The 23137-nt window shown below is 45.9% G+C and carries 19 protein-coding genes; 5 read left to right on the top strand and 14 right to left on the bottom strand.

Annotated features, from left to right (window positions below):
- Nucleotides 1-26: 26 nt before the first annotated feature.
- Entirely contained in the window at nt 27-605 is a 579-nt protein-coding gene (rpoE, locus tag L5M18_RS07520) for an RNA polymerase sigma factor RpoE (RefSeq protein ID WP_028760826.1), read from the bottom strand.
- A gap of 190 nt (nt 606-795) precedes the next feature.
- Here rpoE and nadB point away from each other — a divergent pair, with 190 nt between their 5' ends.
- Nucleotides 796-2409, top strand: coding sequence for an L-aspartate oxidase (nadB, locus tag L5M18_RS07525; RefSeq protein ID WP_263196429.1), 1614 nt, complete (start codon nt 796-798; stop codon nt 2407-2409).
- Between the two features lie 28 nt (nt 2410-2437).
- On the opposite strand, the gene L5M18_RS07530 is transcribed toward nadB, so the two are convergent.
- The 10 genes from L5M18_RS07530 to rppH form a co-directional block, all read right to left on the bottom strand.
- Entirely contained in the window at nt 2438-2878 is a 441-nt protein-coding gene (locus tag L5M18_RS07530) for a protein YgfX (protein WP_263196431.1), read from the bottom strand.
- Nucleotides 2859-3107 carry a succinate dehydrogenase assembly factor 2 gene (locus L5M18_RS07535; RefSeq protein ID WP_263196432.1) on the bottom strand — a complete coding sequence of 83 codons (249 nt, stop codon included), beginning with the start codon at nt 3105-3107 and terminating at the stop codon, nt 2859-2861. Before L5M18_RS07535 ends, L5M18_RS07530 begins: the two co-directional genes overlap by 20 nt.
- Before the next feature lie 85 nt (nt 3108-3192).
- Nucleotides 3193-4101 carry a transcriptional activator NhaR gene (gene nhaR / locus L5M18_RS07540; protein WP_028760830.1) on the bottom strand — a complete coding sequence of 303 codons (909 nt, stop codon included), beginning with the start codon at nt 4099-4101 and terminating at the stop codon, nt 3193-3195.
- 114 nt (nt 4102-4215) lie between these two features.
- Complete coding sequence (locus L5M18_RS07545) at nt 4216-4602, bottom strand: hypothetical protein (RefSeq protein WP_105249860.1); 387 nt, start codon at nt 4600-4602, stop codon at nt 4216-4218.
- Nucleotides 4603-4604: 2 nt separating this feature from the next.
- Complete coding sequence (gene nhaA / locus L5M18_RS07550) at nt 4605-5774, bottom strand: Na+/H+ antiporter NhaA (RefSeq protein ID WP_028760832.1); 1170 nt, start codon at nt 5772-5774, stop codon at nt 4605-4607.
- A gap of 117 nt (nt 5775-5891) precedes the next feature.
- Nucleotides 5892-6686 carry a thymidylate synthase gene (gene thyA, locus L5M18_RS07555; RefSeq protein WP_105249861.1) on the bottom strand — a complete coding sequence of 265 codons (795 nt, stop codon included), beginning with the start codon at nt 6684-6686 and terminating at the stop codon, nt 5892-5894.
- A complete protein-coding gene (lgt, locus tag L5M18_RS07560; RefSeq protein ID WP_263196434.1) occupies nt 6683-7492 on the bottom strand; it encodes a prolipoprotein diacylglyceryl transferase in 810 nt (269 codons plus the stop codon). Before lgt ends, thyA begins: the two co-directional genes overlap by 4 nt.
- A 42-nt stretch (nt 7493-7534) precedes the next feature.
- Nucleotides 7535-8335 (bottom strand): sulfite exporter TauE/SafE family protein, encoded by an 801-nt coding sequence (locus tag L5M18_RS07565; RefSeq protein ID WP_028760835.1) that lies wholly within the window; start codon nt 8333-8335, stop codon nt 7535-7537.
- A gap of 52 nt (nt 8336-8387) precedes the next feature.
- Complete coding sequence (gene ptsP, locus L5M18_RS07570; protein WP_263196435.1) at nt 8388-10622, bottom strand: phosphoenolpyruvate--protein phosphotransferase; 2235 nt, start codon at nt 10620-10622, stop codon at nt 8388-8390.
- A gap of 23 nt (nt 10623-10645) precedes the next feature.
- Nucleotides 10646-11170 (bottom strand): RNA pyrophosphohydrolase, encoded by a 525-nt coding sequence (gene rppH / locus L5M18_RS07575; RefSeq protein ID WP_006080762.1) that lies wholly within the window; start codon nt 11168-11170, stop codon nt 10646-10648.
- A gap of 690 nt (nt 11171-11860) precedes the next feature.
- Here rppH and mutH point away from each other — a divergent pair.
- Nucleotides 11861-12532 (top strand): DNA mismatch repair endonuclease MutH, encoded by a 672-nt coding sequence (gene mutH, locus L5M18_RS07580; protein WP_263196436.1) that lies wholly within the window; start codon nt 11861-11863, stop codon nt 12530-12532.
- 122 nt (nt 12533-12654) lie between these two features.
- Nucleotides 12655-13722: an adenylate/guanylate cyclase domain-containing protein gene (locus tag L5M18_RS07585; RefSeq protein ID WP_105249866.1), complete on the top strand. Its 1068-nt coding sequence runs from the start codon at nt 12655-12657 to the stop codon at nt 13720-13722.
- Nucleotides 13723-13777: 55 nt separating this feature from the next.
- Here the strand turns inward: L5M18_RS07585 and oxyR are convergent, their stop codons facing one another.
- From oxyR to L5M18_RS07600, 3 genes are all read right to left on the bottom strand, one after another.
- Nucleotides 13778-14689 (bottom strand): hydrogen peroxide-inducible genes transcriptional activator OxyR, encoded by a 912-nt coding sequence (gene oxyR, locus L5M18_RS07590; RefSeq protein ID WP_028760839.1) that lies wholly within the window; start codon nt 14687-14689, stop codon nt 13778-13780.
- A 282-nt stretch (nt 14690-14971) separates the two neighbouring features.
- A complete protein-coding gene (locus L5M18_RS07595; RefSeq protein ID WP_028760840.1) occupies nt 14972-15337 on the bottom strand; it encodes an Hpt domain-containing protein in 366 nt (121 codons plus the stop codon).
- 204 nt (nt 15338-15541) lie between these two features.
- On the bottom strand, nt 15542-16471 hold the full coding sequence (locus tag L5M18_RS07600; protein ID WP_263196438.1) for a TIGR01212 family radical SAM protein: 930 nt from the start codon (nt 16469-16471) through the stop codon (nt 15542-15544).
- Between the two features lie 587 nt (nt 16472-17058).
- On the opposite strand from L5M18_RS07600, the gene gltB reads away from it, so the two are divergent.
- Together gltB and L5M18_RS07610 are read left to right on the top strand one after the other, a co-directional pair.
- Complete coding sequence (gene gltB, locus L5M18_RS07605; protein ID WP_263196440.1) at nt 17059-21507, top strand: glutamate synthase large subunit; 4449 nt, start codon at nt 17059-17061, stop codon at nt 21505-21507.
- A 6-nt stretch (nt 21508-21513) separates the two neighbouring features.
- Nucleotides 21514-22920: an FAD-dependent oxidoreductase gene (locus L5M18_RS07610; protein WP_263196441.1), complete on the top strand. Its 1407-nt coding sequence runs from the start codon at nt 21514-21516 to the stop codon at nt 22918-22920.
- The last annotated feature ends 217 nt before the right edge of the window (nt 22921-23137 follow it).

Raw genomic sequence — 23137 nt, forward strand, 5'->3', positions numbered from 1 at the left:
ATATAAGGGTTTCTTAAAATAAGAATTTAGGCTTCCAGCAAAGGCTGGAGCTTTTTATCGATTGCTTCTCGTGCTCGGAAGATACGTGATCTTACGGTCCCGACAGGACAATCCATGACTATGGCAATATCTTCGTAACTCATACCATCGAGTTCACGCAATGAGATGGCCATTCGTAATTCTTCAGGCAAGGTCTCTAATGTATCGAAAATCACTTTTTTGATTTCATCCGATAACATTAGCCGTTCTGGGGAGGCAAACTCCTTCAGCGCGTCACTGCCTTCGTAATATTCGGCATCTTCTGCATCAACATCATTCGCAGGCGTTCTACGCCCCTGTGATACGAGATAATTCTTCGCAGTGTTTACTGCGATGCGGTACAACCAAGTATAAAATGCACTTTCACCGCGAAAGTTTGGCAAAGCTCTGTAAGCTTTGATAAACGCTTCCTGTGCGACATCAGCAACGTCCGCTTGGTTCCGTACATAACGGGATATCAAGCTAATGACTTTACTTTGATATTTAAGCACTAACAGGTTAAAAGCGTTTTTATCACCTTGTTGTACGCGCTCAACTAATTGTTGATCACTTAATTGTCCACTCATCCGAGCCGACTTCTCCTAAATCTAAAATGCTGATTTCTCAGTCGCTCGAATCATATTCACTTATGTAGACTCGCGGGCTTTGAAAAAGTTCTAAAAATTATACAAAAAAAGTAAGGTAAAAAGGAAAGTACCCATAATCGGTGAGTTGGTTTACCATAGTTGGCACTCTTCAGTCACATCATGATACCCGATGAAACAAGTAGTTGAACACCAATCTGACATATTAGTCATAGGTAGCGGTGCCGCAGGTCTGACACTAGCTTTGCATCTTGCTGAAAAAGCAAAAGTAATTCTGCTTTCAAAAGGCCCACTCTCGGAAGGGTCGACTTACTACGCCCAAGGCGGTATCGCCTCCGTCTTCGACGAAAGTGACACTATCGAATCCCATGTTGCAGACACCTTAATCGCAGGGGCGGGTTTATGTGACAAAGACGTTGTCACTTTCACTGCTGAAAATGCCAAGAGTGCGATGCAATGGCTTATCGAATGTGGCGTCGCCTTCGATAAAGAAGAAACCACAGACGGCAACGCAAAAGATGCACCTTACCATTTAACCCGTGAAGGCGGCCATAGCCACAGACGTATTCTGCACGCTGCCGATGCCACAGGCAAAGAAGTGCAAACGACACTGCAAGAACGCGCACTCGCCCACCCCAATATTCAAGTTTTAGAACGCTATAACGCCATCGATCTCATCACCACCCGTAAGTTAAATCGCCCAGGTAATCGTGTGTTAGGCGCTTATGTGTGGAATCGTAATGAAGAACACGTCGAAACCGTTAAGGCCAAGTTTGTTGCGTTAGCGACTGGTGGTAGCTCAAAGGTTTATCAATATACCTCAAACCCCGATGTCGCTAGTGGTGATGGTATTGCCATGGCATGGCGTGCAGGTTGCCGCGTGGCGAATATGGAGTTCAACCAATTCCATCCAACGTGTTTGTACCACGCAGATGCGCGCAACTTCTTACTCACCGAAGCCCTGCGTGGTGAAGGGGCTTATCTGCGTCGTCCAGACGGCACGCGCTTTATGCCGGACTTTGATGAACGCGCCGAGTTAGCTCCCCGTGATATCGTTGCCCGCGCCATCGACTACGAGATGAAACGTCTGGGTGCCGATTGCGTCTATCTCGATATCAGCCATAAAGATGCTGACTTTGTGATGAAGCATTTCCCGACCATCTATAGCCGTTGCTTAGAGCTGGGAATCGATATCACTAAAGATGCGATTCCTGTGGTACCCGCCGCACACTATACCTGCGGTGGTGTAATGACAGATATGCACGGTCAGACGGATCTCAATGGCCTCTATGCCATTGGTGAAGTCGCCTATACGGGCTTACATGGCGCCAATCGTCTGGCGAGTAACTCGTTACTCGAATGTTTAGTGTTTGCCCGTGCGGCGTCACAGGACATAGAAAGCCAACTGCATAAAATTCAAATCCCGGGACAAATTCCAGCATGGGATGAAAGTAAAGTATCGAACTCGGATGAGGAAGTGGTCATAGCCCATAACTGGCACGAACTGCGGTTATTCATGTGGGACTACGTTGGAATTGTACGCTCAGATAAACGTCTGGAGCGAGCACTGCGCCGCTGCCTGATGTTACAGCAAGAAATTCAGGAATATTACAGTAACTTCAGGGTTAGCAATAACTTGCTCGAATTACGTAACTTAGTGCAAGTGGCCGAATTAATTATTCGCTGTGCCATGGAGCGTAAAGAAAGCCGTGGACTGCATTTTAATATCGATCATCCAGAGAAATTAGACGCGCCTCGCCCGACTATTTTACTACCTGAAAAGTAACCGCATAGGTGACTTCATCATAAACAGACTAAATCTCAGAATGAGGTTTAGTCTGTTGCATTTTAGCCCGCAGCAACAGCCGACATAAATGTCGATAGTCAGTATCGTCTAACATATCTGCCCAAATCATCAAGAGCCGTAGCTGAGTATCCACTTCGATATAAATCAAGCAAACAAAGGGCGTGACCCAAGTGCGTTTTAGTACCTGAAAGTGCTCCCCCGTTGACAAACGTCCCTCGCCTTTATCACTCAGCACAAAATCTAAACGCCAATGCTGCAGTCGCCACAACTGCGACAGCAAAAAAATACTAACAAGTACGATAAACAAATATTTAAGCAGAGATAAGGCGATAATCTCGCTTTGGGGCCAAAGCAGCAATGAGCTAGAACAAACACCAATAAAAACGACCAACGAGAGTCGTTGGTCGAAAGAGGCTTTTACACTGAAACTATGGTGCCGGTCTTCCACGGACTTTCACTATCATACGAGCCAGTTCAGTATCAGGGCACTCTTCATGGCCCATAAACCAAGCAAACAATTCTGGATCTTCACATTCCAACAAACGGATAAACACGGTTTTATCTTCATCGGACATTTCTTGATAGAAGTTTTCAACAAAAGGTTGAAGCAAGACGTCTAATTCCAGCATCCCACGGCGACATGCCCAGCGAACCCTTGCGATGTTCATTAATTCCAAGGTATTTCTCCCAACACAGATTTGGCATTAGTCTATCAGTTCACTGACTAAAGTGTCGATTAACCCTTCATATTGACTCACAAAATTAGCATTGTTGTACTTGCGTATCGAGTCCCTCAAAGAGATCGCTAAAATCTGTATCCAATAATCGCTTTACCGCAGGATGTTGGATCATACGTTCGGCAAACATCACATGGTATTCCTCTTTCACATCGGTGGTTTCACCGAGCAAATTCATACCATGGGAAATCACTTCTTGGCGATAAATCGACGGTGTGACAAAAATACCTCGCTTAAGGTAACCAAAGGCCTTCATCATGGCCGCATCATCGAACTCACCCAAGATACTAACTTTAAGATTTTGCTCGTCAAACCAGCGATATAGCTGTTGTCCAAGTGAGGTTCTGCGGCCGGGGATTAATAGCTGGCCTTGCTCTAAACAAGCCGGAAAATCAGCGCTATAAGTTTCAGCGGAGAAAAAACTCACGCCACACTCGCCTAATTTTTTAGATAAAATTTCAGGGTATTTCAGTGACTCACCTGCACAATCCGAAAGGATCATATCCAGTTTATGCTCACGTAAACGCGCCATTAGACTCTCGTGAGTCGCCTCATAGCAGGCTAAGTGCATAGAATTGTCATTAGGCACTACGGATAATAACACTCGGCTGACTAAAGCTTTAGATAAGGCATCGGCAATACCCACCTCGAATAACATGGCATCCGCTTTTTGATAGTTAAGTAAATCGAGCATTTCATAGCTAAGGCTAAACATCTTATCGGCGTAGCGAAACACCAATTCACCTAACTCTGTCGCCTCCAATGTCCGCCCGACTCGCTTGAACAGACTGCCGTTTAACCTATCTTCTAAGGCACGAATTTGCCCCGTTATCGTTTGCGGCGTTAAACATAGGGCTTCGGCCGCCTTAGCGACTGAGCCCTTTTTCTTAATCATCCAAAAATAATACAAGTGGTTATAATTCAAGTGCAGCATGCTAACCCGCTGTTAATGCTCCCTCAAACGCCAAAGCGCTGAGGGGTTACTGTGTTATTTTAAACTCGATAGTTTAAAATCAGATGATTAAAAACCTGATGATTCCCAGTCAAGTTACTTTAAACGCTGGCAGTCGAGCAAGTTAGTAACTATGCCTTGTAACTGCTCCAAATCGGCAGCATTCCCCAGACTTACCGCTTCAGTGACTCCTGAAACTAAAACGTTACGTTCAGGAATACGTTCGGCGCAATAGGTTCGATTCGCTTCTTGGAAACGTTTACCACCGCGATACTTAAGTGCTCTCGATTCATAACCATTAGTTTCTAATCTCGCCCCTAAGGAATCAGATTTAAACATCAAAGCGCCATCCACTATCCCTTCAAGATAGCTTTGGCAAGTCTGCGAGTTTGCATCCTGATTACAGGCCGAAATTTGCGATGCCGTCGCGGTTGTCGATAAACATAAGAGCGTTGCTATTCCCATTAATTTCAACTTTATCATAGTTATACTCCTTTATTAGGTAACACTTTTGATAACCAGAAATACCCGACTAACGCTGCCATAATCGAACCGATTAAGGTCCCTAGGCGTGCTAAGTCACCGTACATAGGGTCTGCATGTTCAAAGGCTAACGACGCAATAAACATAGACATAGTAAAACCAATACCGCACATAGCCGCGACGGGGGCAATTTGCTTCCAACCTACGCCATCGGGCAATTGAGCTAATTTTAGTTTCACCGCAATAAAGCTAAATAACATTACACCGATTGGCTTACCTAACATCAGGCCCAATGCAATACCAACAGGAACAGGAGAAATTAACGTTTCCAAATTCATATTGCCGACATAAACGCCCGCATTGGCAAAAGCAAACACTGGCAAAATGAGGAAAGTACTCCAAGGATGCAAACTATGCTCTAAGCCTTCTGAGGGTGAACTGCCATCCTTTGCCCGCAATGGAATACAAAAAGCAATGATGACGCCAGCCAGAGTCGCATGCACTCCAGACTTAAGTACGGCAACCCAAAGGATTAACCCTAAGATGCCATAGGGTAAAAGTGAGGTAACCCCTTTGCGGTTTAACCCAACCAAGCCCGCAATCGCTAAACTGGCAATCACTAAACTGATGGTTGATAAGTCAGTACTGTAAAACAGCGCGATAATCACTATGACGCCTAAGTCATCGATGATAGCTAAAGCAAGTAAGAAGACTTTCAGTGAAACAGGAACGCGGCTTCCGAGCAGCGCCATAATACCTAAGGCAAAGGCAATATCGGTCGCGGCAGGAATCGCCCAGCCCGCTTGTGTGACAGGATCACCGTAGTTAAACAGTAAGTACACACCAGCAGGGACTAACATGCCGCCAATGGCTGCAAAGGTAGGCAGGGAAGCTTGAGCGACACTCGATAAGGCGCCTTCAAGTAACTCACGTTTCACTTCTAAACCAATCAGCAAAAAGAATATGGCCATCAAGCCATCGTTTATCCACAGGATGAGTGGCTTGTGTATATTGAGCTCGCCAATTTTGACTTGAACGTCAGTGCCTAAAAAGCCTTGATAAAGTCCAGATAAGGGGGAATTGGCCATCAGCATGGCTAAGGCAACAGCAACCAATAACAGGATACCGCCAGCCGACTCTTGGCTCAGAAAATTTCTAATTGCTTTTTCCATCTTGCACTCCTAAAAATCATAATGAATTGAGTGTAGACGAATTGTAATAACAAATATAATCGTAAGTTTCTCCCTAACACCTCGGTTATCCCGAAGTGTTAGACTAAAAAACATACTTCACACAGCAACAGGGGCTTTAATATGAGGGTGTGGAGCGTAGTTTGTTAATTCAAAATCATCGAATTGATAGTCAAAAATCGACTCAGGTCTGCGTACAATAGTCATGGTCGGCAGCGGTTTTGGATCACGACTTAACTGCAGTGCCGTCTGTTCCATATGATTAGAATATAAATGGGTATCGCCACCCGTCCACACAAAATCACCTAAGGCCAAGTCACATTGCTGGGCGACCATCATAGTTAACAAAGCATAACTGGCAATATTAAATGGCAAACCAAGAAACACATCACAACTACGCTGATACAGCTGACAAGATAATTTACCATCGGCTACATAGAACTGAAAAAACGCGTGGCACGGTGCCAAAGCCATTTTATCCAGTTCGCCCACGTTCCACGCAGAAACGATAAGACGGCGAGAATCTGGCTGAGATTTTATCTGGGCGATAACTTGCGAAATCTGATCGATAGCATCACCACTCTGGGTTGGCCAGCTGCGCCACTGGGCACCATAAACTGGGCCCAAATCGCCATTATCATCGGCCCATTCGTCCCAAATGCTGACCTTGTTTTCGCGTAAATAGGCAACGTTAGTTTCACCTTTCAGAAACCACAGCAATTCATGGATGATAGAGCGCATATGGCATTTTTTGGTGCTCACCAAAGGAAAACCTTTGCTCAAATCGAAGCGCATTTGATAGCCAAATACCGAGCGAGTCCCAGTACCTGTGCGATCCGATTTATCCACGCCTTCGGCTAATATGTGCTTCATTAAGTCTAAATACTGTTTCATTGCTGCTTACCTTGCTTACGAAAAATCAAGTACAAACCGATTAACACCATAGGCACAGAGAGTATCTGCCCCATAGTCATAAATCCCCAGTAGAGTCCCAACTGTGTGTCGGGTTGCCTCACAGTTTCAACCATAATACGGAACATACCGTAACCGACTAAGAACATACCAGAGACTGCACCGACTTTATCGGTACGTTTGCTAAACCAGTAAAGTAATAGGAATAATGCTACGCCTTCAAGGGCGAACTGATACAACTGGGATGGATGACGTGGGTCAGGCCCACCGGTAGGAAACACCATAGCCCAAGGCACATCAGTGGTTCGTCCCCAAAGCTCGCCGTTGATAAAGTTACCAATACGACCAGCGCCTAAACCAATAGGCACAACAGGTGCTACCATATCGGCGACAGCAAAAAAAGTACGTTTTTGTTTCCACGCGATATAGAGCATCGCCGTAATCACGCCCATCAAACCGCCGTGGAAGGACATGCCACCTTCGGAGATTTTAAATAAATAGAGGGGACTGGCGAGGAAATAATCGAAATGATAAAAAAGCACGTAACCGATACGGCCACCTAAAATCACCCCAAGAAAACCATAAAAGAGTAAATCTGAAACTTGCTCCCGCGTCCATATCCCCTTTGAACGGTCGGCTTGGCGGTTCAACAACCACATGGCCGCAACAAATCCGACTAAATAGGTAAAACCATACCAACGCAGTGCCGGTTCAAAGGTTTGTCCAAAAAGATTAAACGGTCCAAATGAAACGATCACGGGATCGATATTGGGGAAACTCAACGCCATAACACATCCATTAGCAGCCTCAAACTGAGATAAACATAAAAACTAGGTCAGAATTAACTTAAGGCCGACACATAGAAGTAACAGTGCAAATATCTTTTTAAGTACAGGTGTTGGCCAAGTGCTCGCCGCTTTTACCCCCACAGGCGCCATCAAGACAGAAGTGATCACTAAACCAAACAATGCAGGTAAATAGATATAGCCTAAGGTACCATAGGGCAACTCAGGGGCATTCATTCCTGCAATAATATAGCCGAAACTGCCAGAAAGAGAGATTAAGAAGCCCATCGCCGCAGAAAAGCCCACGGCTTGACGCATCTGTAAACCATAAAAAGTCAAAAATGGCACTATCAGTATACCGCCACCTATCCCGGTCAAACCTGCCAAAACCGCAACAAAAGCCGATACAACAAAAAGCACTACTGAATTAGGTAATTGACGATTTGATTCGGCCTTAACGGGATAAGCCATTTGAATTGTCATTAAAATCACAAAGATGGCAAAACCTTGTTGTAACTTATCAGCGGGAATACGCTCAGCAATAAAACCTGAAGCCAGCGCGCCTATAATCAGGCCCGGTAACATTGATTTGAATAAATCCCAAGGCACATTGCCACGCTTATGGTGGGCACGTGCCGACGAAATAGAGGTGAGAATAATGGCTGCTAGCGAAGTGGCAATTGCAATATGGGGGAGCTGAGTAGAGCTAATACCGACCGATGGCAAAATATAAAGCAGTGCCGGCACTACAATCAAGCCGCCACCGATACCTAATAATCCAGCCATAAAGCCGACAAATGCGCCTAAAGCCAAGCAAATAAAGAACACCAACAACAAACTATCCACACGAGTACCTACAGCGTGATAAATTGAGGGCCTTAGCTTAACACGGCATTAGTTAATTAAGAATTGTTGCGAGACCCTGCTGGGTCAAATATTCTTTAACCAGCTCACGCACTTGGAAGCCGTTTGATAGGCTCAGCGCTTTAGCAAGTAATTGATCTAAATCGGCCCGCGCAACACGTCGCAATAGATAATTGATCCGCGCTAAACTGCCCTGATTCATACTCAACTGATCGTATCCCATAGCCACCAGCAAAATGGCCCCCATAGGTTCGCCCGCTAACTCTCCACAGATACTAATATCGAGTTTATGGTATCGACAATCTAGGTGCGCCTGATGCAAAGCCCGCAATATTCCAGGATGATAACTGTCAAATAACGAGCTCACCCGCGGGTTATTACGGTCAACAGCCAGCAAATATTGGGTTAAATCATTACTACCAACAGAGACAAAATCCACTCGTTTTGCCACATCATCCAACTGATATAACATGGCAGGCACTTCGAGCATAATGCCTATTCGTGGCATCACTATGTCGCTGTTAACATCGTTTTTTAATTCAACATAGGCTTGTTGCAAATATTCTAAGGATTGATCGATTTCATCTAAGTTGCTGACCATAGGCAGCAAAATACTTAACTGTTTACCGTCTCCCCCAGCCTGTAGCATGGCCCGTAACTGCACCAAAAACAGCTCAGGATGATCCAGAGACAAGCGAATACCGCGCCATCCAAGGAAAGGATTGTCTTCTTTAATCGGGAAATACGGTAAAGGTTTATCGCCTCCCACATCTAAAGTACGCATCACCACAGGTCGACCGGACGCTGCCGATAAGACCTGTTGATAGACTTTGACTTGCTCAGATTCACTCGGGAAGCGCTGTTGCAACATAAAAGGAATTTCAGTGCGATAAAGCCCAATACCGTCGGCGCCCTCTGCAATTTCAGAGGCCACACCACTGAGTAATCCCGCATTGAGATACAAGCGAATACGTGAACCATCTAGGGTTACAGAAGGCAGCGCTAATTCTTGGGCATACTGGCGTTGCAAAGCTTTTTGTGCCGAAATCAGGCTACGATACTCACCGACAATCGCAGGTGATGGCGACACCAATAACTGACCACGGCTTGCGTTTACAACTAAAAGTTTTTGGTCAATATTGGCGGATAACAGTTGCTCGACACCTGTAATAGCAGGCACACCTAAGGCACGGGCTAAAATGGCGGCATGGGAGTTTACGCCACCAAGCTCAGTGACAATACCCGCAAGCTTTTGCCTTGGGAACTCAGCCAACATAGTCGCATCGGCTTCACGGGTAATGAGGATTACAGGTTTATCGGGCTCAAGCTCTAGACGTTCTGGCTCAATAAGTTGGCGTAATACTTTTTGACCTAAGTCGCGAATATCGCTAGCCCGCTCCTTAAGGTAAGGGTCTTCCATTGCTAAAAACTGTTGAATATAACGTAGAGACACTCGGCTCACCGCCGACTCAGCAGCCCAGCCTAATTGCACTTCACGGGTATATTCGCCGCCTAAACTAGCATCATCGAGCAGTAACTGTAATGCATTGAAAATGGAGACAACTTCGTCATCTTGCTCGCGATCAAACCGTTGAGATAAGGCACCTATTGCTTCTTTACAACGCACCATAGCCGTGGTTAAGCGACTCGATTCATAGGCAATATCGTCAGAGCGCACCTCAGGCTGTTCAAGGGGGATTTCCCCACCAAGTACGAAGGCATACGCAATGGCGATACCGTTTGACGCTGAAGTACCTTGAAACAGAATTTGTTGATGATGGGAGCTGACTTGTGCTTTTTGTTTTAAGCCACGCACCGCCATCGCTAATTGGGCGGCGAGGGTCATCAGGAAGGCTTCTTCGCCCTCACTGAATTGACGAGCACTCGCCTGCTGTACCACTATCACCCCAACCACAGCCTTCTGGTAGATAATAGGTACAGCTAAAAAAGCGCGGTATTCTTCTTCGGCAACTTCAGGGAAAAGTTTAAATCTGGGATGAAGCCGCGCATCCGCTAGGTTAACGGCCTCTTCTCGCTGGGCAGCGAGTCCTACTAAACCTTCGGTCAACGGCATACGTACCCGACCAACGGCGCTTTTTTCAAGACCGTCGGTTGCAGATAACACCAGTTCTTGCTCTTCTAGGATATAGATCGAGCAACATTGGGTTTCCATCGCCGCTTTAGTCGATGAAACTAAGACTTCTAGTGCGGTTTCCAAACTGTGGGCAGATGCCACAGCCTGAGTAATATCCCTAAGCGTATTTAACACTGTTTTCAATCCTCTTTTGAAAATCAGCCCGTTGTTTTTTGCCTTCCCCGTTTCCTAGGTATTTCTAGGGTCTGGAATGACAATGCCGTTACCGCAAACTCTTTCATCACCTTACGATAAACATCACGCTTAAATGACACGACTTGCCGCACAGGATACCAATAACTTACCCAGCGCCAATCGTCAAATTCAGGATGCCCAGAGGAACTTAAATTAATCGCACTATCTTGGCTTTTCAGTTGTAACAGAAACCACTTTTGTTTTTGCCCAATACACACAGGTTTACTGTCTTGCCTGACTAAACGCTTTGGCAAACGATAGCGTAACCAAGAACGGGTCGAGGTTAATATATGCACGTGTTCAGGTCTTAGGCCCACTTCTTCATACAACTCACGATACATAGCCTCTTCTGCTGTCTCGCCATCATCGACGCCACCTTGAGGAAATTGCCATGAGTGTTGACCGAAACGTCTAGCCCACATGACTTGGCCATATCTGTTACAAATTATAATGCCCACATTTGCGCGAAAGCCGTCGCTATCAATCACATGGACTCCAAATCACATTAAATTTTAATAAACTGATTGTTTCATAAAGCTAGTCTCTCAGCAAACCTCTATTTTATCCTAAGCTTTGGATAACATCTGACTTAAAAGACATTTATCAACAATGCTAGGGGATGGGATCCGGGGATATCCACATTTTCTGTGGATATCTCTGTTTGAAACTCAGGTGAACTTGTTATAACGTTCAAAAAACATCTATTTACCATCGTTTTGAAAATTTAGAGTTAAAACTTAATAGCAAATAAATTCATTAACTTGCAAATTAATCACGATTTATTTTAGACTAAAAAACCAATAAAGCTCATTATTTAACCAGCAAGAAGTATTTCTATCATTCTCGCGATATTACTCAACTTTATACACAAATAGTGTCCACAACTGTCCACAAAAGCCAGAATAAATGCACTTTATTCGCATTGACTTAGGATTTTTATTAGGTTAAGAGGCTCACTTTACTGAGTTATCCATAATATCTGTGGATAAGTATGTGGGGAACGCAAGGGAAAGCAGAGAGTAACTTTGAACACTTTTTTGCACAACGGGGGTTAACACGGATATAAAATTGAAAATCAGTCACTTAGAATAAAAACATTCGGTACAAGTTAACCCACCCTGTAGAGCTCGTTTTTTAACCACCATTGCTAAGCGGTTATTTTTAAGTAAAATCCAGCCATGAATCGAATTATCCCCCCCGAAAATCTATCTGAACTACTCGAACGTGCCAACATGATGGCGGGCGTGAGTTTGGCGCAGATAGCCAGCCAAAGAAGCATTCGAGTCCCCAAGGATCTTAAACGCGATAAAGGTTGGGTCGGTCAACTAATCGAAATGGAATTAGGCGCAACGGCGGGTTCTAAACCTGAGCAAGATTTTCTACATTTAGGGGTCGAGCTAAAAACTATCCCCATTGATACACAGGGGCGACCGCTGGAGACCACTTATGTCTGCGTGGCGCCGCTATCGAATATCCAAGGATTAACCTGGCAAAACAGCTTAGTCTGCCATAAGTTACAGCGAGTACTTTGGGTACCCGTTGAAGGAGAGAGGCATATTCCTGTGGGTGAGCGCCGTATAGGTACACCAATATTGTGGGAACCAGATCCGCACGAGTTGCGATTACTGCAACAGGATTGGGAAGAGATCATGGAGCTTATCGCCCTCGGAAAAGTAGAGAGGCTTACAGCGCGCCACGGCGAAGTGCTGCAATTGCGCCCTAAGGCCGCGAATAGTAAGGCGTTAACACAAAGCATTGCCGAAGATGGTAGCATCAAAATGACCAACCCTAGGGGCTTTTATTTAAAGACCAGTTTCACTGCTATGATACTTAATAAGGTATTTGGTTAATTTTTAGTAACGATATGGACTTGGATTGATCCAGATCACAAATTTCACTGGCACTAAGGTGACTCTTTTCTATAAACTACGGCATCCTGAAATCACAGCCGTATTCGGATACCAATCAAGCAGTGAGAGCACGTAGACAAGCGAAAAAACTCCTTTTTGCGATTTTAGCTTGGGCGATTGCCATGGCTGCATTCGTGTTTTTTCGATATGCCCAATCACCAGAGCTGCCCCAATGGGCGGTAAGTTCGGCTGATCTCGCAACACTTGCTATCTACATGGGGATAATTTTTGGCAGCTTACATTGGATGTCGAACGTCATTGCAGATTTCAGTGCAATCAATCGCCTCCCCTATGTGTTTTCAGTCATCTTTAAGGGCTTGTTTTTATTACTGGGTGCTACGACGTTAGCTTACATGACTCAGTTTTTAAATATGTGGGCCATCGAAAATCATATGTCGACCCTCAGACAAATGCTGACGGCGCACATTCTCTATAGTCCTTCATTCCAAGCATTGATCGTATATTTGGTCGTTGTACGAGTCAGCTTAGCTTTTGTCGAGCAAATGGCATTATTAGTCGGGCCGCGTATTTTACTCAACATAGGCCTTGGTAAATACCACAAGCCAAGATATGAGCAGCGCTTATTCCTCTATTTAGACATGGTCGCCTCAACCACACATGCCGAATCACTTGGCGATTACCGCTTTAGTCGATTGATCCAAGACAGCTTTAGTTTACTTTCAGATACTGTGTCCAATAACGAAGCTGAAATCTACCGCTATATGGGAGATGCAGTGCTGCTTCACTGGCCATTAGAAGAAGGGATAGTTCACGACCGCTGCATGAATATCTATTTTGAATTTAGCCAACAACTGAACTGGCAACGCCGCTACTTTGAAGAGCATTATGGCTTTGTGCCGAAATTTAAAGCGGCGGCCCATTGTGGCCAAGTCGTCGCTGCAGTTGTTGGTGTACAGAAACAAGAAATTAGTTTCTTTAGTGACGTGCTCAATACCTTAGCAAGACTGCAAGATCAATGTAATCCACTAGGACAGCGCATGTTGATTTCAGGCGCACTCGCAGGACGTTTAGATAACCCCAACACTCAGTATCACCTATCAAATCTAGGCCCAGTCAAACTCAAAGGGAAACAACACTCAATTGAAGTGTTTGGCGTTTCCCCGCTCTGATTTGTAATCGACTTTAAGCTTTAGCTTGAATTAATGCTTTGCAGTTACAGTCAGTTTATTCCTCGTCCTTAGCTAATAATTTTTGGATCATTAAACCTAAAGTGCGGAAAGTTAAGATCCGACTGGTGGTTTGACGCCAGACAAGGCCGATATCACGGTAAGGTGCCTCACCCGGTGGCGTCATCACCACTAAATCTGTGTCATTCAAAATACCCGCGTCAATGGCCATTTGCGGAAGAAACGTGGTGCCCAGTTTACTGTTCACCATCTGCACTAAAGTATGCAAACTGGTGGCGGCAAACGGATTGACTTTCGCACTATCACCTAGCTGACATGCAGTAATAGCATGGCCTGTGATGCAATGCTCACTTTGCAGAAGAAAAATACTCTCGTCCGGCAGAGTTTGATAATCAATAGGTTGATGTATGCCACCCGCTAAATCTTTGTGGGCCACCATTTTGAAAGGATCTATGCCCACTTTCATGCTGTGGTAACCGCTAGTATCAACGGGTAGCGCTAGGATCAATAAGTCCAGCTCTCCTTTACCCAAAGCATCTAGCAAACGCTCAGTGGTATCTTCCTTCAATAATAAACTCATCGCCGGATAAGATTGCTGACACTGGCGGATCACACGGCTCAATAGGAAAGGCGCTATGGTTGGAATACAGCCTAAGCGAATATCCCCCGTCATCGGCTCACCTTGATTTTTCACTAATTCCACCAAATCATCCACATCAGTGAGAATTTTACGGGCGCGCTGCACCACCTCTTCACCAATGGCGGTAAACATAAATGACTTATGGTCTCGCTCAATCAACTGATGCCCTAACTGCTCTTCTAGGTTTTGGATCCCACTTGAAAGTGTTGATTGACTGACAAAACACACCTTAGCGGCGCGGTTAAAATTCTGCTCTTGATGGAGATTCACCAAATAGAATAAGTTTTTTAAGCTAGGTAAACTTTTCATTTTCTCGATTGCCATGAAGGTTATGAATTAAGAAATTAAATCTACTTTAGCATAAGTGATGAGCAATAACGCGGCATAAGATATCAGGATTGTGACCCGAATCGATATTCAATCGGTTCGCCGTAAAACTTAAGTGGGAGTAACAAAATAAGATGGGAAAAGCGCTAACAAGAAAATGTCGAAAACAACAAACTTAATCGTAAAACCAATGCAAGATTCACTCAATTGAGCGCAACAATAGACATTATTGCTGCGCCTTAACGTACCTTAGCAAGTAATATTTTATGCTTTGGCTTGGAGGAATAACTTTAACTGTTGTAAATCTGCACTCGCGTGTTCAACGATGTCAGCAACCCAAGAGCCATGTTCAGCATCCCATCTTGCTTCTTCGCCATGCTGTAATAACTGGGCGATCTGCTGAATACGTTTTAACCCCACAGAACCTGCAGCACCTTTAAATTTATGTGCTTCTGAACATAAGGTATCTTTGTCTGCAGCGTCGTTAGCCTTCACTAGATTTCCAACATATTCAGGCATTAACTGCTCAAATAACACCACACTCTTGAGTAAGGTACCGGCACCAATGGCGCTGCAGTACTGTTCGAGAGTATTGAGATCTAGGATTGCTTCTAATTCAACTGTGGCCATAAGGCCTCCCTTAAGTGGTTCAATGCTTAAAACGAATTTATCACATGATACCCACTAAAATTGTCAGTGCAACTTATAGCGATATTCATGGTCTAATTCAGATTAAAATTAACAAAAAACAAACTAATAGTCGTAAATAAACGCTTACGAAATAATAGCGACGACATAACATTTAGGGAGTAAATTTATCCCACTAACTTGCCTCTATCGTTGCGCTAATGCGTGCCCTTGTCCACCATAATGCTGCAAATTATCCACAATCGCCACCAATCCATCCCAACGATAGGCACACCAATCGGGTGCTAATAGCATAGGCTTTTTCGCATAAGCGGTGACACGGTGAAAAATCACTTCCGCGGGAGTATGGCGGATCATCTCGCCGACACTGTGAGCATAATCCTCAAGACTCAATAAAGGTAAGCGCCCACTTCGCCACGACTTAGCCATAGTGCTACCTTCGACGATATGCAAAGGATGTAGCTTCAAGCCATCAACGCCATGCTGCAATACAGCAGCTAAAGTCGCCATATAATCGCTATGGGTTTCATCGGGTAAGCCAAGAATGAGATGAGTGCACACCTTAAGACTGCGAGCTCTCGCCCTCGACACAGTGTCACAATAACAGGCGAAATCATGGCCACGGTTAATTCTACGCAGTGTTTCATCTTTGGCTGTTTGCAACCCGAGCTCTAACCACACATCGACACCATTTGCCTGATAGCGCGCCAGTAAATCCAGTACATTATTCGACACACAATCGGGGCGAGTTCCAACACATAAACCGACTATCTCGCCATCTTTAACCGCTTCATCGTACTTAGCCATTAACACTTGATATTCATCGTAAGTGCTAGTGTAGGCTTGAAAATAAGCAATAAATTTATCGGCTTGTGCCTGAGGCTTCGCCTCACGATAGCGGCTCTTACCATGTTCGAGTTGCTCAGTAATACTCAATACATCGGCGGTTTGATGGCTAAATGACGCCACATTACAGAAAGTACAACCTCCGCGCCCTAAAGTGCCGTCACGGTTAGGGCAAGTAAACTTGGCATCTATAGTGAGTTTTCGCAGTCGGGTGCCATATCGCGCCTTACAAACGGCACCAAAGGTGTTCACATATGCATCAAGCCCCATCAGAGCACCCACCAAATTTCATATCGCTTCATTGAGAATAACCAAGATAAAATCACAAATAGAGAAGAAAATACGTGAACAAATAGAAGAAAAAGCTTAGTGTAAATAAGGTAGCGAGAGTTTTCTTGGCGCTACATCAAATTCCCGCCTGACTCATACCGTTATTATCATAAATGTGCGCATCCTCAAATTAGCCAGCTTACCGCTGAGATCTTGCTCACACCAAAATGAATAACAATTCAACAATTTTAATTTTTTATCTATTTACTGTGTTTGCAATAAAAATCACTATTTCTAAATCAAAAACAATCCCATCAGCATGTTACACCTTGGTAAATTTTGAGTTTGATAGTTTTTAAAATTCTTTTTATTCATAATGTTATACAGCACATTTTACTGTTGACGTTAACGTAAGGCAATTGTGGTTTGTGTATGAAACATGAATTAATACCCATGTTTTATGCAAATTTTTGGTTTGACCTTTATTGAATCTCAGGCTAATTTGGGTGGTTCGGGTGCATATCTATAGAAAGTCTTTACATTTTCTCCCCGAGTAGTAATCAGTTGAGGTCTAGGGAGGTTTTTGTATGAGCTTATATCATCCCAGTTTTGAGCGGGACAATTGTGGTTTTGGGTTGATAGCACAGATGGATGGCGAAGCCAGCCACCGCATAGTGCGCACGGCAATCCATGGTCTAGATCGCATGAAGCACCGAGGGGGCATTGCCTCCGACGGTCGCACTGGCGACGGCTGTGGTTTATTAATGCAATTACCCGTGCAATTTTTTGAAGCGATTGCCGCGGAAAATGATTGGCATTTGAGCAGAAAATTTGCCGTAGGTATGCTGTTTTTAAGTCAAGATGATGAACTGGCTGACCAAGCCAAGTTTATTCTTGAGCGCGAACTCGAGCGTGAAACCTTAAGTATTGCAGGCTGGCGCAAGGTGCCTGTCAATCCCGATGTGTTAGGTGAAATTGGCAAGGCTAGCCTGCCACAAATCTATCAAGTGCTGATCAACGCCCCCATTGGCTGGCGTGAAAAAGACTTGGAACGTCGCCTTTATATGGCGCGTCGCCGCCTAGAGCAGCAGATCACCGACGACAAAGACTTCTATGTCGCGAGTTTGTCAGGCCAAGTTATCGTCTATAAAGGTCTGATGATGCCTGTAGACTTGCCCGCGTTTTATCCCGATCTCGCGGACATTCGCTTAAAAAGCTCTATCTGCCTATTCCATCAACGTTTCTCAACAAATACTTCTCCTAAATGGCCATTAGCTCAGCCGTTTAGATATTTAGCCCATAACGGCGAAATCAATACGATTACGGGTAACCGTCAATGGGCCCGCGCCCGTGCCTATAAGTTTAATTCGCCGCTACTGCCAGATTTGCAGCAGGCCGCTCCCTTTGTGAATGAAACAGGCTCAGACTCTTCATCTTTAGATAATATGCTGGAAATGCTGTTATCTGGTGGCATGGACTTATACCGTGCCATGCGTCTATTGATCCCGCCTGCTTGGCAAAGTAATCCAGAAATGGATGACGAATTAAAAGCCTTCTACGACTTTAACTCTATGCACATGGAGCCTTGGGATGGTCCGGCAGGTATTGTGATGACCAACGGTCGCCATGCCGCCTGCGCTGTTGACCGTAATGGTCTGCGTCCATCGCGTTATGTGATCACAAAAGATCGTATTTTGACCTTAGCTTCCGAAGTCGGAATTTGGGATTACGCCGCCGATGAAGTGATTGAAAAAGGCCGTGTTGGGCCTGGCGAATTGCTGGTATTAGATACCTTGAACGGCCGCCTGTACCAATCTTTTGAAATTGATAACGATCTTAAACGCCGCCACCCTTACAAAGAGTGGATGGCGAAAAACAGCCGTACTTTAACGCCAGCGGAAGATTTAGCCTCTGAGCAGCACGGTGCCAGCGAGTTAAGCCCTGAGCTATTGCTGCAATACCAAAAACAATTTGGCTATACCCGTGAGGAATTAGAACAAGTTATTTGGGTATTGGCGAAGCAAGGTGAAGAAGCCACAGGTTCTATGGGCGACGACACACCTATGGCGGTATTGTCGAAAAAGTCACGTTCACTGTATGACTATTTTAGGCAAAAATTTGCTCAAGTAACGAATCCACCTATTGACCCCTTACGTGAAAAGCACGTCATGTCGTTGACCACTTGTATTGGCCGTGAACAGAACCTCTTCAATGAAACGACTGGGCATGCTTACCGGGTAATGTTCAATTCACCTATTTTATTATTCAGTGATTTTAACCAGTTACTGGGATTAGATAGCACTTACTATCGCGCCAATATTGTCGATTTAAATTACGAACCACAGGAAGGCTTAGAAAGTGCCATTCGCCGTATCACAGCCGAAGCCGAGCGTTTAGCCCGCAGCGGCACGACTTTGTTGATCCTTTCGGATAGAGCCATAGGTAAAACGGCGCAAGTGATCCCCGCGGCCATGGCGGTCGGTTCTGTGCAGCAAATGCTGGTGAATAAGAGCCTGCGCTGCGACACCAACATTATTGTTGAAACCGCATCGGCGCGAGATCCGCATCACTTTGCTGTATTGCTTGGCTTTGGTGCCACGGCGATTTATCCGTATTTAGTGTATGAGTCAATTTCCGAACTGGCAAAACGCCATGACTTAACCGATACCACGGCATTGATGTTGAACTTCCGCTACGGCATCGAAAAAGGCTTGCGTAAGATCATGTCCAAAATGGGCATCAGCACTGTCGGCTCCTATCGTTGCAGTCAGCAATTTGAAGCCATAGGCATTGCCAGCGAAGTGATCGAACTGTGTTTTAAAGGCGTAATTAGCCGCATCGAGGGTGCAGGCTTTGCAGACATCGCCCAAGACCAAGCTATTCTGCACAAAGCGGCCTACCGTGCCCATGTGCCATTACCGCAAGGTGGCCTGCTGAAATACGTTGAGGGCGGTGAGTATCACTGCTTCAACCCTGATGTGGTCAACACCTTGCAAGCGTCATTGATTGACAAAAACTTCGCGACCTATAAAAAGTTTGCCGACCTCGTCGACAATCGTCCAATAGCCACGCTACGTGACTTAATCGGTATCAAGGGTGCGCAGGCATCAATTGATGTCGCTAACGTCGAAGGCGCAGCGGGCTTGTATCAACGTTTTGACAGCGCAGCCATGAGTATCGGCGCCCTCAGCCCCGAAGCCCATGAAGCGCTGGCTATCGCGATGAACCGCTTAGGTGGCCGCTCGAACTCAGGTGAAGGTGGTGAGGATGCACGCCGCTTTAATACTGAACGCAACTCTGCGATTAAACAGATTGCCTCGGCACGCTTTGGCGTCACGGCACATTATTTAGTTAATGCCGATGTGTTACAGATTAAAGTCGCCCAAGGGGCAAAACCCGGTGAAGGCGGCCAGTTACCCGGCCATAAAGTCAGTGTGGAAATCGCCGGACTGCGTCACGCACGTCCTGGTGTGACCTTGATTTCACCACCGCCACACCACGATATTTACTCTATCGAAGATTTAGCCCAGCTAATTTTCGACTTGAAGCAAATCAACACTAAAGCACTGATTTCAGTGAAACTTGTGTCAGAACCCGGTGTGGGGACCATCGCCACCGGTGTGGCCAAAGCCTATGCGGACATGATCACGATTTCAGGGTATGACGGCGGCACAGGTGCTAGCCCAATCACCTCAGTGAAGTATGCGGGCAGTCCATGGGAGCTAGGGTTAGCCGAAGTGCATCAATCGCTAGTGGAAAATGGTCTACGCCATAAAATTCGCCTGCAGGTCGATGGCGGCTTAAAAACCGGTACCGATGTGATTAAAGCCGCGTTATTAGGCGCCGAAAGCTTTGGTTTTGGTACTGTGCCTATGATCGCCCTAGGTTGTAAATACCTGCGTATTTGCCACTTGAACAACTGCGCGACTGGCGTAGCAACGCAAGATAAAAACCTGCGCGACAACCATTACCATGGTCTGCCAGAGCGAGTGATGACTTACTTTGAGTTTGTTGCACAGGAAGTTCGTGAATGGATGGCGACCTTAGGGGTGAGCAAGTTTGAAGACTTAGTCGGTCGCAGCGAATGGTTATATACCCTCGAAGGTCAAACCGCTAAGCAACAAGGGCTCGACTTATCGCCGATTTTGTATCAACCCAAGGTGCCAGCAACCTCGTCACGCACTTGGCAAGAAACCAATCCACCGGCGGATTTAGGGCTGCTTAACCAACATTTATTAAACGAGTGCCAAAGCGCCGTCGATAAGGGCGAGTGTTTCGATGCCGCTTACAGCATCAACAACACCGACCGCTCCGTTGGCGCGACCTTATCCGGCTATATCGCAAGCACGCTCGGCGTCAAAGGCACCAAAGCGCCGGTTAAACTGAGCTTTAACGGCAGTGCAGGCCAAAGCTTTGGCGTGTGGAACAGCCCAGGCCTTGAGTTAAAACTCTGCGGTGATGCCAACGACTATGTGGGTAAAGGCATGTCTGGCGGCCAAATCGTCATCTACCCGCCAATTGGCAGCCCGTTCCAAAGTGAGCGTAGCGCCATTGTCGGTAACACGTGTCTTTACGGCGCGACGGGCGGCAAGTTCTTCGCCGCAGGTCAAGCGGGCGAGCGTTTTGCAGTCCGTAACTCTGGGGCGATTGCTGTGGTTGAAGGGCTTGGCGATAACGGCTGCGAATACATGACCAGCGGCATTGTGGTTGTCCTTGGTAAAACAGGGGTGAACTTCGGCGCTGGGATGACAGGCGGTTTTGCCTATGTGTTCGATCAATTCGGCCGCTTCAATCGCCGTGTGAATACTGAGCTTGTCGATACTCAAAAACTCGAATCACCGATCCATCAACAACATTTAAAAGGTCTGATTGAAGCCCACGTGGCCGAAACGGGCAGTGAACATGCCAAGATGATCTTAAGTGATTTTGGTAACTGGTTAGATTGCTTCGTATTAGTAAAACCTAAAAATATTGCCGTGGCCGATCTGCTCAAATTAGAGAAATCGAGCCCAGAATTAGTTGTAAAAGCGGGGTAATGGCGCATGAGTAACGATTTTCAATTTATTGAAGTGGGTCGTAAAGACCCCGCTAAACACCCTGCGGCTAAACGTGCGACTCAGTTTATTGAGATTTATCAGCCTTTTGCCCAGCCTCAAGTGGCTGAGCAAGCGGACCGCTGTTTAGATTGCGGCAATCCTTATTGTGAGTGGAAGTGCCCGCTACACAATTATATTCCTAACTGGCTCAAGCTAGCGGAACAAGGCCGCATCATGGAAGCGGCAGATTTAGTGCATGAGACCAACACTCTGCCCGAAATCTGCGGCCGTGTTTGTCCACAGGACAGACTCTGTGAAGGTGCTTGTACTCTGAATGACGACTTTGGCGCTGTCACTATCGGTAATGTCGAAAAATACATTACCGACACAGCTATCGCCCAAGGCTGGCGCCCCGATATGAGCAAGGTCACGCCACGCCCTGAACGAGTGGCGATTGTCGGTGCGGGTCCTGCAGGTTTAGGCTGCGCGGATATTCTGTCTCGCAACGGTGTTAAAGCTGTGGTCTTTGATAAATATCCACAAATTGGTGGTCTACTCACCTACGGTATTCCGTCTTTTAAACTCGACAAAGCCGTTATGGCGACCCGTCGCAGTGTATTAGAAGGCATGGGCATTGAGTTCAAACTCGGTGTCACTGTAGGTAAGGACATCCCATTTACTAAACTGCTCGAAGAATACGATGCCGTCTTCCTCGGTATGGGCACCTATACCGCAATGAAAGCAGGCCTTGAGGGTGAAGATGCCAAAGGCGTATACCAAGCCCTGCCCTATTTGATTGGTAACACCCATCATTTAATGGGCACCCAGAATACTGAAACGCCCTACCTGAACCTTGAAGGTAAACGTGTGGTGGTATTAGGCGGTGGTGATACTGCGATGGATTGTGTGCGCACAGCCGTCAGACAAGGTGCCAGCAGCGTAGTCTGTGCTTACCGCCGGGACGAGGCCAACATGCCGGGCTCACGTCGCGAAGTGCAAAATGCGCGGGAGGAAGGCGTTAACTTCCTGTTTAACCGTCAACCTGTGGCGATTAAAACCCAAGATGGCAAAGTGATCGGCATTGAATGCGTTGAAACAGCCATGGGCAAGGCCGATGCAAGTGGTCGTCAACGCGCCGAAGCGATTGCGGGGAGCGAACAGTTGCTCGAAGCCGATGCGATTATTATTGCCTTTGGTTTCCAACCTAGCCCAGCACCTTGGTTTGCCGAACATGGTATCGAGCTCGATCAATGGGGCCGAGTTAAAGCGAGTAAGTTAGACGAAAATCCATTCCAAACCACCAACCCGAAAGTGTTTGCCGGTGGTGATATGGTGCGCGGTTCTGACTTAGTCGTGACAGCCATTGCCGAAGGTCGCGATGCTGCTCAAGGTATTCTTAATTACTTAGACTAAGTGCTATAGATTAAGCGCCAACGTGTTTGTTTTATCGGTAAAAAACATTTTACCCTTGTCATTTTAACAAGCACTCCAATGGCTGGACTCGTGCAAACGAGTTCAGCCATTTGCTAGTGGCTTATCGCAATCGGTTGATGGATAAAATAGATAGATAAAGCGCGCATCTTAGGAGCGCACTTTTCCGTTAACCCTCCCGCGTTTTACCCCGCGATTA

The sequence above is a fragment of the Shewanella sp. SM20 genome (genome assembly GCF_025654545.1).
Classification (GTDB): Bacteria; Pseudomonadota; Gammaproteobacteria; order Enterobacterales; family Shewanellaceae; genus Shewanella; species Shewanella oncorhynchi.

Bases quoted from the DNA above. Each gene is read 5' to 3' on its own strand.
- rpoE (WP_028760826.1), bottom strand. From the start codon at position 605: ATGAGTGGACAATTAAGTGATCAACAATTAGTTGAGCGCGTACAACAA.
- nadB (WP_263196429.1), top strand. From the start codon at position 796: ATGAAACAAGTAGTTGAACACCAATCTGACATATTAGTCATAGGTAGC.
- nhaR (WP_028760830.1), bottom strand. From the start codon at position 4,101: ATGCTGCACTTGAATTATAACCACTTGTATTATTTTTGGATGATTAAG.
- L5M18_RS07545 (WP_105249860.1), bottom strand. From the start codon at position 4,602: ATGATAAAGTTGAAATTAATGGGAATAGCAACGCTCTTATGTTTATCG.
- nhaA (WP_028760832.1), bottom strand. From the start codon at position 5,774: ATGGAAAAAGCAATTAGAAATTTTCTGAGCCAAGAGTCGGCTGGCGGT.
- thyA (WP_105249861.1), bottom strand. From the start codon at position 6,686: ATGAAACAGTATTTAGACTTAATGAAGCACATATTAGCCGAAGGCGTG.
- lgt (WP_263196434.1), bottom strand. From the start codon at position 7,492: ATGGCGTTGAGTTTCCCCAATATCGATCCCGTGATCGTTTCATTTGGA.
- mutH (WP_263196436.1), top strand. From the start codon at position 11,861: ATGAATCGAATTATCCCCCCCGAAAATCTATCTGAACTACTCGAACGT.
- oxyR (WP_028760839.1), bottom strand. From the start codon at position 14,689: ATGAAAAGTTTACCTAGCTTAAAAAACTTATTCTATTTGGTGAATCTC.
- L5M18_RS07595 (WP_028760840.1), bottom strand. From the start codon at position 15,337: ATGGCCACAGTTGAATTAGAAGCAATCCTAGATCTCAATACTCTCGAA.
- L5M18_RS07600 (WP_263196438.1), bottom strand. From the start codon at position 16,471: ATGGGGCTTGATGCATATGTGAACACCTTTGGTGCCGTTTGTAAGGCG.
- gltB (WP_263196440.1), top strand. From the start codon at position 17,059: ATGAGCTTATATCATCCCAGTTTTGAGCGGGACAATTGTGGTTTTGGG.
- L5M18_RS07610 (WP_263196441.1), top strand. From the start codon at position 21,514: ATGAGTAACGATTTTCAATTTATTGAAGTGGGTCGTAAAGACCCCGCT.